General features: G+C 71.0%; 12 protein-coding genes. 3 read left to right on the top strand and 9 right to left on the bottom strand.

What is annotated here, in order from left to right; translation table 11 throughout:
- Positions 1-412 precede the first annotated feature (412 nt).
- The 8 genes from AB0P24_RS44940 to AB0P24_RS44905 all read right to left on the bottom strand — a co-directional run bounded on the left by AB0P24_RS44940 (position 413) and on the right by AB0P24_RS44905 (position 8,274).
- A complete protein-coding gene (locus AB0P24_RS44940) occupies positions 413-1,093 on the bottom strand; it encodes a SigE family RNA polymerase sigma factor (RefSeq protein ID WP_365804758.1) in 681 nt (226 codons plus the stop codon).
- 431 nt (positions 1,094-1,524) lie between these two features.
- Complete coding sequence (locus tag AB0P24_RS44935; RefSeq protein ID WP_365804756.1) at positions 1,525-2,604, bottom strand: aspartate-semialdehyde dehydrogenase; 1,080 nt, start codon at positions 2,602-2,604, stop codon at positions 1,525-1,527.
- Positions 2,601-3,872: an aspartate kinase gene (locus AB0P24_RS44930; protein ID WP_234540198.1), complete on the bottom strand. Its 1,272-nt coding sequence runs from the start codon at positions 3,870-3,872 to the stop codon at positions 2,601-2,603. The genes AB0P24_RS44935 and AB0P24_RS44930 overlap by 4 nt, the downstream gene beginning before the upstream one ends.
- Positions 3,873-4,049: 177 nt before the next feature.
- On the bottom strand, positions 4,050-6,119 hold the full coding sequence (locus AB0P24_RS44925) for a tetratricopeptide repeat protein (protein ID WP_365804754.1): 2,070 nt from the start codon (positions 6,117-6,119) through the stop codon (positions 4,050-4,052).
- Between the two features lie 14 nt (positions 6,120-6,133).
- Positions 6,134-6,532, bottom strand: a complete 399-nt coding sequence (locus AB0P24_RS44920) for a hypothetical protein (protein ID WP_365804752.1) — start codon at positions 6,530-6,532, stop codon at positions 6,134-6,136.
- A 49-nt stretch (positions 6,533-6,581) separates the two neighbouring features.
- Entirely contained in the window at positions 6,582-7,244 is a 663-nt protein-coding gene (locus tag AB0P24_RS44915) for a DUF5063 domain-containing protein (protein ID WP_365804750.1), read from the bottom strand.
- A complete protein-coding gene (gene recR, locus AB0P24_RS44910) occupies positions 7,237-7,836 on the bottom strand; it encodes a recombination mediator RecR (RefSeq protein WP_093500254.1) in 600 nt (199 codons plus the stop codon). The genes AB0P24_RS44915 and recR overlap by 8 nt, the downstream gene beginning before the upstream one ends.
- Before the next feature lie 93 nt (positions 7,837-7,929).
- Positions 7,930-8,274, bottom strand: a complete 345-nt coding sequence (locus AB0P24_RS44905) for a YbaB/EbfC family nucleoid-associated protein (RefSeq protein ID WP_365804760.1) — start codon at positions 8,272-8,274, stop codon at positions 7,930-7,932.
- Positions 8,275-8,537: 263 nt separating this feature from the next.
- Here AB0P24_RS44905 and AB0P24_RS44900 point away from each other — a divergent pair, with 263 nt between their 5' ends.
- Positions 8,538-9,293 (top strand): SLATT domain-containing protein, encoded by a 756-nt coding sequence (locus AB0P24_RS44900; RefSeq protein WP_365804748.1) that lies wholly within the window; start codon positions 8,538-8,540, stop codon positions 9,291-9,293.
- Between the two features lie 329 nt (positions 9,294-9,622).
- Positions 9,623-10,777: a Gfo/Idh/MocA family oxidoreductase gene (locus AB0P24_RS44895; RefSeq protein ID WP_365804746.1), complete on the top strand. Its 1,155-nt coding sequence runs from the start codon at positions 9,623-9,625 to the stop codon at positions 10,775-10,777.
- 39 nt (positions 10,778-10,816) lie between these two features.
- Here AB0P24_RS44895 and AB0P24_RS44890 read toward each other — a convergent pair whose 3' ends face one another.
- The gene (locus tag AB0P24_RS44890; RefSeq protein ID WP_365804744.1) at positions 10,817-12,637 is read right to left on the bottom strand and encodes a serine/threonine-protein kinase; all 1,821 of its coding nucleotides are present in this window, start codon (positions 12,635-12,637) and stop codon (positions 10,817-10,819) included.
- Positions 12,638-12,853: 216 nt separating this feature from the next.
- Between AB0P24_RS44890 and AB0P24_RS44885 the strand changes: the two genes are divergently transcribed.
- On the top strand, positions 12,854-14,212 hold the full coding sequence (locus AB0P24_RS44885) for an aspartate aminotransferase family protein (protein ID WP_365804742.1): 1,359 nt from the start codon (positions 12,854-12,856) through the stop codon (positions 14,210-14,212).
- Positions 14,213-14,383: the final 171 nt, after the last annotated feature.

The raw sequence follows: 14,383 nt of genomic DNA, 5'->3' as shown, positions 1-14,383 counted from the left end.
TTTTGCGTTTTTGTTTGCCGGTTTTTCTGGGTGGGCAGCTTCCTTCGGGGGCGGGGGGCTGGGCCCCCCCCGCCCCCGGCACCGAAGCCGGCACCGAGGCCGCTCCGGAGCCCTTCAGGGCCCGGTCCCAGGCCCTTGGGGTCCTTTTCGTCGGGGCCGTGGTTCACAGTTCCGTTCCCAGCGTGCGATTGCGTGTGCTCTTGCTCGTGCTGCCGTGGCGTCGGCTCCCCCGAACCAAACCGCGTCGGCTCCCCCGAACCAAACCGCGTCGGCTCCCCCGGACCAGGCTCCGTCGGCTCCCCCGAACCGTGTCCCGAACCGTGTCCCGGACCAGGCTCGTGACCACGGGTCGGCTCGTGCCAGGCGTAGGGCTCGTGGCGATCATGCGAGTCGCCTCCCTGAGGGCTGTCCGTCATGCCTGCGACCCCATCGCCACCCGCAGGGCCGCGATGCCGCGCGAACCGTACGCCTTCACCGAGCCCAGCGAGATGCCGAGGGTCTCGGCGACCTGGGCCTCGGTCATGTCGGCGAAGTAGCGCAGGACGAGGACCTCGCGCTGGCGGCGCTGGAGGCCCTTCATCGCCTTGATCAGATCGCGCCGCTCCAGCTGGTCGTAGGCGCCTTCCTCGGCGCTGGCCGCGTCCGGCATCGGCTTGGACAGGAGCTTGAGGCCGAGGATGCGGCGGCGCAGCGCGGAGCGGGAGAGGTTGACGACCGTCTGGCGCAGGTAGGCCAGGGTCTTCTCCGGGTCCCGGACGCGTTTGCGGGCGGAGTGGACGCGGATGAAGGCCTCCTGGACGACGTCCTCGCAGGAGGCGGTGTCGTCGAGGAGGAGAGCCGCGAGGCCGAGGAGCGAGCGGTAGTGCGCCCGGTAGGTCTCGGTGAGGTGGTCGACGGTGGTGCCGGCCGCAGCCGTCGTGCTCTCCTCGGCGCCGTCGCGCTGGCTGGGTATGCGGGTGGGCCGCGCTGCGGGCATGGGCGCGATCACCGGCATGCCGCCGGGCGCGCCGGGCATGCGGGGGCGCAGGCCGGCACGGGGCGGCCGTAGGGCCGTCGCGCCGCGGGGCGCACTGAGTTCGAGAACCTCTGCCACGTCAGTTGGACACGTCTGACCCCGCCAGGGTTGTACGTGCCGGGCATCACTTTTACGCCGGGCATGCCGGACGCGCGCACGCCGAGCCTGCCGGACGGAGCCTCAATTGCCGCCATGCGTCCCGCTCTTCCCCTATGCACCATATAAATCGGGCGTCCCCACGCCCCGATCACGGCGTCCCCACGCCAGGATCATGCGTCCCCGCGGCCCGAAGGCCCGGTCGCGTAAGCGCCCGGTAAGCGGGCGACCGCAAAGACGCTCCCCGCCGCCCGCGTGGTTGCGGAGGACGGGGAGGAAAATCTTCGAACGTCAGGGGGTCGGGGTTCAAGAGGTTTGGACCATGCTCCCGACCACATTTCTTACGTTGCCCCTACCTTGGGCCCGCTCCCATTCGGGGCGCCTTCGGGACATTTGCCGTGGTCACCGGCCGTTCACGCGGAATCCGCCGTTCCTGAACGGCCGGTCAGTTCCGCCGCCACCAGCTCGGCGATCTGCGCGGTGTTCAGCGCGGCCCCTTTGCGAAGGTTGTCCCCGCACACGAAGAGTTCCAGCGCGGTCGGGTCGTCGAGCGCCCGCCGTACCCGCCCGACCCAGGTCGGGTCGGTGCCCACCACGTCGGCCGGGGTCGGGAACTCACCGGCGGCCGGGTTGTCGAAGAGGACGACGCCCGGGGCCGTGTCCAGGATCTCCCGGGCCTTGTCGACCGTGACCTCGCCCTGGAAGCGGGCGTGCACCGTCAGGGAGTGCGTGGTGACCACCGGGACCCGCACGCATGTCACCGCGACCGGCAGCTTCGGCAGCCCGAGGATCTTGCGGGACTCGTCCCGCACCTTCATCTCCTCCGACGACCAGCCGTCCTCCCGCAGCGACCCGGCCCACGGTACGACGTTGAGCGCGACCGGCTCCGGGAACGGCCCGGTGAGGTCCCCGACCGCCCGCCGTACGTCACCGGGCTTGGTGCCCAGCTCCGTGCCCGCGACCATCGACAGCTGGGCCCGCAGCGTCTCCACGCCGGCCCGCCCGGCCCCGCTCACCGCCTGGTACGACGACACCACCAGCTCGCGCAGCCCGAACTCGGCGTGCAGCGCGCCCAGGGCGACGATCATCGACAGCGTGGTGCAGTTGGGGTTGGCGATGATCCCGCGCGTCCGGTTGCGGGCGCAGTGCGGATTGACCTCGGGGACGACCAGCGGCACCTCCGGGTCCATCCGGAAGGCCCCCGAGTTGTCGACCACGACGACGCCCTTGGCGGCGGCGATCGGCGCCCAGCGCGCGGAGACCTCGTCGGGCACGTCGAACATCGCGACGTCGATCCCGTCGAAGGCCTCCTCCGACAGCGCGACGACCTCGACCTCGGCCCCGCGCACGGTCAGCTTGCGGCCGGCCGAGCGCGGGGAGGCGAGCAGGCGGATCTCGCCCCAGACGTCCGCCCGCTGGGACAGGATCTGGAGCATGACCGTGCCGACGGCCCCGGTCGCTCCCACGACCGCGAGCGCCGGCTTGGCAGTCATCGGCCGGTGCCTCCGTAGACCACGGCCTCGTCGCTGTCGGAGTCCAGTCCGAAGGCGGTGTGCACGGCGCGTACGGCCTCCGGCACGTCGTCGGCACGGGTCACGACCGAGATGCGGATCTCGGAGGTCGAGATCAGCTCGATGTTGACCCCGGCGTCGCTGAGCGCCTCGAAGAACGAGGCCGTGACCCCCGGGTTGGTCTTCATCCCGGCGCCGACCAGGGAGATCTTGCCGATCTGGTCGTCGTAGCGCAGCGAGTCGAAGCCGATGCCCGACCGGTTGCGCTCCAGCGCGTCGATGGCCTTGCGGCCCTCGGTCTTCGGGAGCGTGAAGGAGATGTCCGTCAGGCCGGTGGCGGCGGCGGACACGTTCTGCACGACCATGTCGATGTTGATCTCGGCATCGGCGATGGTCCGGAAGATGGCGGCGGCCTCGCCCGGCTTGTCGGGCACGCCGACGACCGTGATCTTGGCCTCCGAGGTGTCGTGCGCGACACCGGAGATGATGGCCTGCTCCACCTTCTTGTCCCCAATCGGCTTGCTGCTGACCCACGTGCCCTGTAGTCCGCTGAAGCTGGACCGGACGTGGATCGGGATGTTGTAGCGGCGCGCGTACTCCACACAGCGGTGGAGCAGCACCTTGGAACCGGAGGCGGCGAGCTCCAGCATGTCCTCGAAGGCGATCCAGTCGATCTTCCGCGCCTTCTTCACCACGCGCGGGTCGGCGGTGAACACACCGTCGACGTCGGTGTAGATCTCGCAGACCTCGGCGTCGAGCGCGGCGGCCAGCGCCACGGCCGTCGTGTCGGACCCGCCGCGACCCAGCGTGGTGATGTCCTTCTTGTCCTGGCTCACGCCCTGGAACCCCGCCACGATGGCGATGTTGCCCTCATCCAGCGCCGTCCGGATCCGCCCCGGGGTGACGTCGATGATCCGGGCTTTGTTGTGGACCGAGTCGGTGATGACGCCTGCCTGGCTGCCGGTGAACGACTGGGCCTCGTGGCCCAGGTTTTTGATCGCCATGGCCAGCAGTGCCATGGAGATACGCTCTCCGGCGGTCAGCAGCATGTCGAACTCACGCCCGGCAGGCATCGGGGATACCTGCTCGGCGAGATCGATCAGCTCGTCCGTCGTGTCGCCCATCGCGGAAACGACGACAACCACCTGGTTGCCGTTCTTCTTCGCTTCCACGATTCGCTTGGCGACGCGCTTGATGCCCTCGGCATCGGCAACGGAGGAGCCTCCGTACTTCTGCACGACAAGGCCCACGTGCGCTCCTCGCTCGGTTCGTTTGTGTCGGCTCAGTTTAACGAGCGTCCGAATTCCACCGGCCTGCTCCCGCATGGTGAGACTCGTCCGGCCTTCGCGCTCGCAGCCGGTACCTGCCCAGGGAACGGAACGCCACGCGGGAAAGTGCCCTGGCTCACAGTGGACCGGCTTGCGGGGTCAGTCTTCACCCGGGAGGAGGTCGACGTACTTCTCGCGTATGTAGCCGCTGAAGGGGGTTCCGTCGAGGGCGTACTCCCAGTCACCGAGAAGCCGCGGCGCCTGTTCTCGGGCGCCGTCGAGATCGCCGACCCTGCGCATCAGGTCGATCTGGCTCACACGAAGGTCCAGCGTCCGCAGGTTCAGTTCGCCGAAGACCCGTGCGCACCGCTCGACAAGCGGTCTCAGAATCGCCAGCGCGTCCGCATGGGCTCCGGTGCAGGAGAGAAGACGTACAAGCGCCGCGGTCAGGTAAAGAGTGCTGGTGGCATCCTCTCCTTCGACGTCCACGGCGTGCGACCGCAGGAACCTGCCGTAAAGGATGCCTTCGGGCGCGTACGAGTCATGGCCGAGCTCGACCAATTTCGCGTACAGCTCGACCACGGAGCGGCTGATGTGGATGACGGTCGGGTGGTCGGCACCCAGCGCTCGTCGAGCACGTCCCAGGTTCCTCTTCGCCAGGCGCGACGCGCCTTTCGCGTCCCCGGTCTGCGCCATCGGTCTGGCCAGAGAGGCGCGGGCTTCGAACGTCGTCGGCGCCTTGCGCCCGAACGCGCGTTCGCAGTCGGTCACGTTGTCCCTCAGCGTCGCCAGAGCGCCCTTCCAGTCGCCTTCGCGGCCGAGCGCGTCGGCCAGCAACCTGCGTGCGTCCAGGACCTCCGGGGCACCCCGCCCGCAGGTTCGCAGGGTGGCCGCCACCGCCCGCTCGGCCCATCTCCTGGCCTCCTCGTCGTCCCCATAGGTGTCCAGGTAGTAGTGCCAGACGGCGATGGACACCAGCAGCGCCGCGACCGGTTCCGTCTCCGCGTCCGCCAGCCCGACCAGCGTCTCCGCGTGCGTGAGCCAGCCGGAGGCCAGGTCACCCTCATGGCCCTCCCCCCACTCCCGCAACAGCTCGGCTGCCGTGTCCCGCGCCCGCGCCACCTCTGCCGGGCCCCCTCCCCGTGCCACCGCCTGCACCAGCCGGTGCACCGACACCGTGTCGTGGTGCAGCGAGATCATGCTGTGCGCGGCGAGCCTCCGCAGCGCCTCCGTCACTTCGGGCGGACTGCCCATCGGTTCCAGATACTCACGCCGGATGCCGCTCGGCGCCCACCAGGCGATCACCCGCAGGATCTCCCCCGCGAGCGGTGTGTCCGCGAGCCGGTCCAGCGTCACCGGCCAGATCCGGGCGACAGCCCGTCCGCCCTCGGGAGCAGCGTTCAGCGTCTCCACCGGATACTTGGCCAGCTGCCGCCGGAAAGCCGCCGCGGTGATCCCCGCCTCCCGGCAGTAGGCGGCCGCCTGATCGACCGCCAGCGGCAGACAACCGAGGTCACGGCAGAGGTCCTCGGCCTCGTCCGCCGTACCGCCGTAGATCCGTGTGAAGAGGTTCACCGCCTCCGGCAGTTCGAGCACATCCAGCGACAGGGTCTCCGCGACTCCCTCCCACCCTGCCACCTGGCGGGTCGTGATCAGGATCCGGCCGCGGACGGCCCGCCCCAACAGCCTCTTCACATGAGCCGGTTCGGACACGTTGTCGAGAACCAGCAGCCAGTTGTCGTGCTCCGCGAGCCACCGAACCGCCAGATCCCGCAGTGCCGTCCGCGACATTCCGTCGCGCAGCGCCGGCTGGAGCGCCACCGTGAAGTCGGCCAGCCCCGCGTCGAGGTCAGCCTCTGTCTCCGCCGTGATCCACCAGACCGGGTTGTACGCCGACTTCCGCCCTTCGGCCCACCAGGCGGCCAGCGTCGACTTGCCGATACCGCCCAGTCCGTGGACGGCGTGCACCACGATCCCGCCGACGTCCTCGAACGCCCGGTTCAGCGCCTTCAGTTCATGTTCGCGGCCGACGAAGTGCCGTGGCCTCTGAGGCAGATTGACCACACTGGACTCGACCTGCGGCAACTTGAACGCCTCCGCAGGAAGAGTCAACCGCATCTGCTGCACGAACGTCGGTGCGGCATGGTCGCCCGTGATCGCCACGCCGATCGAATGTCCCGCCGCGACCGACTGCCGGCCCGACGCGTTGGCAGACGAATCCCCCGTCATACCGGCATCGTCCTTCACATCCCCGTCGAAGCCGAGCCGATGTCCCCACCCGCCGCGATCGCCCCCCGCCCGGACGCGGTCACGTCACCGGAGGCCTGCGTACCCGACGAAGGAGGAGGTGATGAAGGCGGCGCCGGAGCCGTCGTACCCCCCGTCGATGCCGTGCCGATGTTCTCGCCCGCGGCGATCGACCCGTCGCCCGAGGCCAGCACCCTCCGCTCCGACGTGGCCGTACCGGTACCGCCGAACTGGGCGATCAGCGCGAGCGCGAGGCCGGCCAGCCCCGTCACTCCCCCGGTCACACCAGCGATCTCGTTAGCCTTGCCGAGGTCGACCAGGGCGGCGATCACCAAGGTGACCGCTCCGGCCCCGAAGAGCAGGACGCCCGCCCAGGCCCATGGCTTGAGTGTCATGGGCCCATTGTGGAGGCGTACGGCTCGCCGGGAAGCCCTCTTGCCCGGGCTACCTGGTCCGGCCCAGTCCCAGCACCTCGCCGATCTCCTCCTGCATGACCTGCCCCGCCTCGAACTCCAGCGTCTCGTCGCCCATCGTGTCCTGGTCCGTGTCCAGGCCGTCCAGCTCCTCCAGGGGCTGGTTGAGGCGGACGTGGATGAGGACGGACTGGAGGGCTCGCAGGACCGCGGAGGCGGTGGGGCCCCAGTTGGAGAAGTAGGAGAACTGCCACCACCACAGGGCCTCCGAGGTGCGGCCCGCGCGGTAGTGGGCCATGCCGTGGCGGAGGTCGGTGACGATGTCGGCGAGGTCGTCCGAGACGCGGGCCGGGACGGGGGCCTTGCGCGGCGCGTAGGGGTCGAAGACCTCGGAGTAGACGTCGATGGGTTCGAGAAGGCGCGCGAAGTTCTCGCGGAGCTGGTCGACGTCCGGCTCCGGGCCCGGGTCCGGCTCGTAGCGCTCGTCGGGGACGATGTCCTCGTGCGCGCCGAGACGGCCGCCGGCCAGCAGGAGCTGGGAGACCTCCAGGAGGAGGAAGGGAACCGCCGAGTCCGGCTCGTCGCCCTTGGACACCTCCGTCACGGCCACCAGGAAGCTCTCCACCTGGTCCGCGATCTGGACCGCGAAGTCGTCCGGGTTCTGTGAGGTCGCGTGCAGCGTGGCGTCAGACATCTAGGAGTCGTCTCCCCTCGAAGGCGCGGCCGAGGGTGACCTCGTCCGCGTATTCCAGGTCGCCGCCCACCGGGAGGCCGCTGGCCAGGCGGGTGACCTTCAGGCCCATGGGTTTGATCATGCGGGCGAGGTAGGTGGCGGTCGCCTCGCCCTCCAGGTTCGGGTCCGTGGCGAGGATCAGCTCGGTGACCGTGCCGTCCGCCAGCCGGGCGAGCAGCTCTCTTATCCGGAGGTCGTCGGGACCGACGCCCTCGATCGGGCTGATCGCGCCGCCGAGCACGTGGTAGCGGCCGCGGAACTCGCGCGTGCGCTCGATCGCGACGACGTCCTTCGGCTCCTCCACCACGCAGATGACGGTGGGGTCGCGGCGGGTGTCGCGGCAGATGTTGCACAGTTCCTCCTGTGCCACGTTGCCGCAGGTCGCGCAGAAGCGGACCTTCGCCTTCACCTCCAGGAGAGCCTGCGCGAGACGCCGTACGTCCGTCGGCTCCGCCTGAAGGATGTGGAAGGCGATCCGCTGCGCGCTCTTCGGACCGACGCCGGGCAGCCGCCCCAACTCGTCGATGAGGTCCTGGACCACGCCTTCGTACAACGGACTGCCCTTCCTGGAGTCTTTCGGTACGTACGGTAGTTGGCTGCCGCCTGTCCTAGGAAGGCGGTACGGGTGACGCGCGGACGACGAACATCAGAACGGCAGGCCGGGGATGCCGCTGCCGCCGCCCAGCCCCTGGGCCAGCGGGCCGAGTTTCTGCTGCTGGAGCGCCTGGGCGTTCTCGTTGGCCGCCTGGACCGCCGCGACGATCAGGTCGGCGAGGGTCTCCGTGTCCTCCGGGTCCACCGCCTTCGGGTCGATCTTCAGCGCGCGCAGTTCGCCGGAGCCGGTCACGGTGGCCTTCACCAGGCCGCCGCCCGCCTGTCCGTCGACCTCCGTGTCCGCGAGTTCCTCCTGGGCCCGTGCCAGGTCCTGCTGCATCTTCTGGGCCTGCTGGAGCAGCTGCTGCATGTTGGGCTGGCCACCACCGGGGATCACGATCAGCTCCTGGGTCGGGTCCGGACATTCTCTGTTGTGCATGAGCCTACGTGGTCGGCGCAGCCATCGCCCCGCCACTCTTTCGAGTGAGAATCCCGGCTGCCCTATACCTGATCAAGCCCCCCTTCCGGGCGGAAAAGAGACGAAAGCACAGTCTTCGCCACCCATTGGGCGGTAGGAAGGGTTGCCGTCGTCAGCATCCATTGTCAGGTCCAGCGCCAGTCACGGAACGTGACCGGTCGGGATCAGTTAGGGAGTGCCGGGTGGGTCAGCCGGAGATGCAGCCCGAGGGGCCGCCTCAGGAGGGGCGGGGCGGCGAGGGTGCGGCCGGACTGCGGCCGGGTGATCTGACCGGGCGGGCGTTCCCGCTCGGGGACTGGGGTGAGCCGGCCGAGCGGCTCGACGAGCTGTACCGGTGGGTGGAGCGCGGGGCCCTGGAGACGACCGGGTGGTATCTGGCGGACCGGGTGTGGAAGCGGCGGGGGGCGCGGGCGCTGCGGTGCGGGGCGGCGGCGGGGGCGGTGCTGGGGGCGGCGCTGCCGCTCCTCGACCTGACCGGAGTGGTCGGCGGGCTCGCACCCTGGGGGTATATCGCGCTACTGATGGCGGTGTCCTGCGTCGGCATCGACCGGTTCTTCGGAGTGACCTCCGGCTGGATAAGGGACATGGCCACCGCGCAGGCCGTGCAGCGGCGGCTGCAGGTGCTCCAGTTCGACTGGGCGTCGGAGAGTGTGCGGGAGGTGCTGGGGCCGGCGGACGGTACGGCGAGCGAGGCGGCCGAGCGGTGCCTGGGGGTGCTGCGGCGGTTCTCGGAGGACGTGACCGAGTTGGTCCGCACGGAGACGGCCGACTGGATGGTGGAGTTCCGGGCCGGGCCGCCTCCGCTGGGCATGCAGGCGACGGTGGCGGCGGCGCCCCGAGCGGACGCGGGGCAGGCGAACGGGCGGTTTCCGTTGCCGCCGGGGTCCAACGGGGCTCGGCCGAACATGCCGAGGCAGCGGCCGCCGGAACCCCGGTGAGGTGAGGGGGCCGAAGAAGAGGAGCCGGGTGCGCGTCGTGGGGCCGGTGCGGCACGGTGGGGGTTGTTCGCGCCCACGCGGCGGAGCCGCACATCGAATACAGCCCGCGCTCCTTTGGGGCGCGTCACCTGTAGCGCCCCTTCAGGGGCGCGGGGAACTGCGCGACCAGCCACGACGGCGCGGCAGTCGGCCATGACGGTCAGCCCCACAGCCAGTACCGGGCCTTTGTCTTTGTAAGGACGGCCGTATGTCTTGACATCCACAGAAGCGGGCCCGCATCGTGAGCGGCAGCTGTTGGAACGGTCCAAGCAGTCGCGGAAGGGCAGCCCATGGTGAGTACGCTCGGCGTCGCCGTCGTCGGATTCGGCTGGATGGGGCGGGTGCACACCCAGGCCTACCTGCGGATTCCGCACCACTTCCCGCGGCTGCCGGTCCGGCCGGAGCTGGTGGCCGTCGCCGAGGAGGTGCCGGGCCGGGCCGAGGAGGCCGCAGCCCAGTTCGGGTTCGCGGCCACCACCCGCGACTGGCGCGAGGTCGCCGCCGACCCGCGGGTCCACGCGGTCAGCATCACCGCGCCGAACTTCCTGCACCGCGAGATCGGCGTCGCGATGGCCGAGGCCGGCAAGCACATCTGGATCGAGAAGCCGGTCGGGCTGACCACCGAGGACGCCCGCGCGGTGTCCGACGCCGTCACCAAGGCGGGGGTGCGGGGCACCGTCGGCTTCAACTACCGCAACGCGCCCGCCGTCGCGTACGCCCGCGAGCTGATCGCCTCCGGTGAGCTGGGGGCCGTCACGCATGTCCGCGTCCGGCTGTTCAGCGACTACGCCGCCCATCCCGACGGTGCCCTGACCTGGCGGTACGAGCGGGCCCGGGGCGGCGGCGGGGTGCTCGGCGACCTGGCCTCGCACGGCGTCGACCTGGCCCGCTTCCTGCTCGGTGACATCGTCTCGCTGGCCGCCGACACCGCCGTGTTCATTCCGGAGCGCGCCCGCCCCACCGGCGCCACCGCCGGCCACACCCTCGCCACCGGCGGCGAACTCGGCCCCGTCGAGAACGAGGACTACGTCAACTGCCTGCTGCGCTTCGCCTCCGGCGCCCGGGGTGTCCTGGAGGCCTGCCGGGTCTCGGTCGGCGAGCAGAACAACTACGGCTTCGAGGTGCACGGCACCAAGGGCGCCGTCTTCTGGGACTACCGGCGGATGGGCGAGCTGGGCGTCAGCCGCGGCACCTCCTACCAGGACCAGCCCGTCAGCACGGTGTTCGTCGGCCCCGGCCACGGCGAGTACGCCGCCTTCCAGCCCGGCGCGGCCAACGCCATGGGCTACGACGACCTCAAGGTCATCGAGGCCGCCAACTTCCTGCGGTCCGTCGCCGAGGGCACCTCCTACGGGCCGACCCTCGAAGACGCCGTGCACAGCGCCACCGCCCTCGACGCGATGAGCCGCTCGGCCGAGCAGGGCGCCTGGGTGAGCCTCGGCTGACGTCCGCGGTATCGGGCTCCCCGGCCAGGGGGACGGACCTCATTCCTTGGAGTAGGTGAGACTCTCACCGCCGTCCGTCTGGGCCCGCTTCAGCTTGCCGTCGGACAGCAGGGTCACCTCGGTGGGCTTGCCGGCGGTGCACGACGAACGGGGCCTGCCGGACGTGACCTTGGACGGGCCGATCGCGAGCGGGCCGCCGGAGCCGGGCTTGTCGACGAGCTGCGCGGTGAACTCGCAGTGGTAGCCGGGGCCGTCCGCGACCAGCGTGAGGACCGGGTCGCCCACGGCGCCCTGGCGGATGGTCAGTTCGCGGGTGTTGTGGCCGGTGTCGTTGTCTATCGACGTGGCCCAGGTGCCGAGGAAGCCGGCGGGGACGGTGCCGGTGCCCTGCTGGGCGGCCGAGGAAGAGGGTGACGGCGTGGGCGTCGACTCGCCCGAGGTGGTGGGGGCGGTGGCCGACGGGGTGGTCCTGCCGGCCGCCTTGCCGTCCGTGCCGTCGCCGCCGCCGCTGTTCATGAGCGCGTACACCGAGCCGCCCGCGGCCAGCAGCACGATCAGCGCGACGGTGACGAGGAGGGCGGTGGAGCGGGGGGTGCGGCGGGGCTCGTCGGCGGAGAGGGGGTCGTAGAGCGGGGGTGGGGGGACAGGGGGGTAGAGCTGGGTGAGGTCGGGGGCTGGGGCGGGGGTGGGGGTGGGGGTGGTGTAGGGGTTGTACGGCGATGACTGCGGGTGCGGCTGGGAGTAGCCGTAGGCCGGGTGGGCGGGGGCGTGTTCGGGGGACGGATCGTTGTGGGGCGGGTGCGGGTGAGCGGTGGCCGGCCGCGCCCCCGCGGCGGCAGCCGCGGATTCGACACCGCCGCGCGCCCCTGAGGGCGTTGCCCCCGGCGCCCATTGCGGTGCCGCCGGGGCCGTCGGCGCCCCGTTCGACGTCCCGTGGACCGTCGGGTCCTCCACCTCCAGCAACTCCACCGCGTGACGGCCGAGTTGGGCCACCAGGGCGCCGGGGAGCCAGGGGTCCCTCGACCGGCCCTCCCAGACCGTGGTGCCCGCTCCCGTGCGCGCCAGGATCGCGTCCAGCGACGGGCGGGCCGCCGGGTCCTTGCGCAGGCAGTCGCGGACCACGTCGGCGATGTCCTCGGGGAGGCCGGAGAGGTCGGGGTCCTCCTGGGCGATGCGGAACATCAGGGCGTGCGCGCCGCCCTCCGTGGAGCCGAAGGGCAGCCGGCCGGTGGCCGCGTAGGCGAGCACCGAACCGAGGCAGAAGATGTCGCAGGCCGGGGTGATCCGGTCGCCGCGCACCTGCTCGGGGGCCATGAACCCGGGCGAGCCGAGGAGCGAGCCGGTCTGGGTGAGCCGTTCGCCGGGCAGCGTCTCCAGCGCCCGCGCGATGCCGAAGTCGATGACCCGGGGTCCCTCTATGGTGAGCATCACGTTGGACGGCTTCAGGTCACGGTGGACGATCCCGGCCGCGTGGATGTTGCCGAGCGCGTGCGCCAGCCCGGCGGCGAGGATGCGCACCGACCGCTCGGGCAGTGGCCCGTGGTCGTGCTCGACGACCTGCTGCAGGCTCGGCCCGGCCACGTACCCGGTGGCCACCCAGGGCACCGCGGCCTCGGTGTCGGCGTCGAGGACCGGCGCGGTCCAGAACCCGCCGACCCGCTGGGCGTTGCGGACCTCCTGCCTGAAGCGCGCCCGGAACTCCTCGTGCTCGGCGAGTTCCGCCCGCACCAGCTTCACGGCGACCGTACGACCGCGCTCCGACCGGGCGAGGTACACGTGCCCCATGCCGCCCGCGCCCAGCCGCGCCAGCAGCCGGTAGCTCCCGATGTGCTGCGGATCCCCCGGCCCTAGCTTCTCCATGGCTGACCCGCTCCTCGCTCACACTTGTGATCGAGCCGAGAATAATGCGGCCGTTCCGGGGATCGCGCAGCGCCATGTCTACGGTTACGTAACAGGCACCGGTGCCGGTCGCCCGGCCGCGTCCCCAGGTTGTGGACAACCTGTCGCGGAATCCCCCTGACCACGGAACATGTCGCCGCTATCGCTCCCCTGCCGGCCCCTTTTACGCTCCCCGCCATGACCCCTCAGCCCAATCCCCAGGCCGGAGCCGCCGTGAAGGCGGCCGATCGCGCGCACGTCTTCCACTCCTGGTCGGCGCAGGACCTCATCGACCCGCTCGCCGTGGCCGGCGCCGAAGGGTCGTACTTCTGGGACTACGACGGCCGGCGCTACCTGGACTTCACCAGCGGGCTCGTCTTCACCAACATCGGGTACCAGCACCCGAAGGTCGTCGCCGCCATCCAGGAGCAGGCCGCGAAGATGACCACCTTCGCGCCCGCCTTCGCCGTCGAGGCACGGTCGGAGGCGGCCCGGCTGATCGCCGAGCGGACGCCCGGCGACCTGGACAAGATCTTCTTCACCAACGGCGGCGCGGACGCGATCGAGCACGCGGTGCGGATGGCCCGGCTGCACACCGGGCGCCCGAAGGTGCTGTCCGCCTACCGCTCGTACCACGGCGGCACCCAGCAGGCGATCAACATCACCGGCGACCCGCGCCGCTGGCCCTCCGACGGTGCCGTCGCCGGGGTCGTGCACTTCTGGGCGCCCTTCCTCTACCGCTCCCGCTTCTACGCCGAGACGGAGGAGCAGGAGACCGCGCGGGCGCTGGAGCACCTGGAGACCACGATCGCCTTCGAGGGACCCGGGACGGTCGCGGCCATCGTGCTGGAGACCGTCCCGGGGACCGCCGGGATCATGGTTCCGCCGGCCGGGTATCTCGCGGGGGTCCGGGAGATCTGCGACAAGCACGGGATCGTCTTCGTCCTGGACGAGGTCATGGCCGGGTTCGGACGGACCGGGGAGTGGTTCGCGGCCGACCTGTTCGGCGTCGTACCCGATCTGATGACCTTCGCCAAGGGCGTGAACAGCGGGTACGTGCCGCTCGGCGGGGTGGCCATCGGTCAGAAGGTCGCCGAGACCTTCGCCAAGCGGCCCTACCCCGGCGGTCTCACGTACTCCGGGCATCCGCTGGCCTGTGCCGCCGCCGTCGCGACGATCAACGTGATGGCGGAGGAAGGGGTCGTCGAGAACGCGAAGCGGCTGGGGGCCGAGGTCGTGGGGCCGGCGCTCGCCGCCCTCGCCGAGCGGCACCCGAGCGTCGGCGAGGTGCGCGGGGTCGGCATGTTCTGGGCGCTCGACCTGGTGAGGAACCGGGAGACCCGGGAGCCGCTGGTGCCGTACAACGCGGCCGGGGAGGCGAACGCGCCGATGGCCGCGTTCGGGGCGGCCGCGAAGAAGCACGGTCTGTGGCCGTTCGTGAACATGAACCGGACGCATGTCGTGCCGCCGTGCAATGTCAGTGAGGCCGAGTTGAAGGAAGGGTTCGCCGCGCTGGACGCCGCGTTGAGTGTGGCCGACGAGTACACGGTGGGCTGAGGCCGCGTTTCGGCTGCGGGTGCGTGGGGGGCTGGTCGCGCAGTTCCCCGCGCCCCTTCACGTCGGCTGTCCACACGGCTGAGGCCGCGTTTCGGCTGCGGGTGCGTGGGGGGCTGGTCGCGCAGTTCCCCGCGCCCCTTCACGTCGGCTGTCCACACGGCTGAGGCCGCG

The organism is Streptomyces sp. NPDC086519, from assembly GCF_040686075.1.
Classification (GTDB): domain Bacteria; phylum Actinomycetota; class Actinomycetes; order Streptomycetales; family Streptomycetaceae; genus Streptomyces; species Streptomyces shenzhenensis.
The sequence above is the reverse complement of the archived record's forward strand: the minus strand, read 5'-3'. Positions and strand labels throughout refer to the sequence as shown.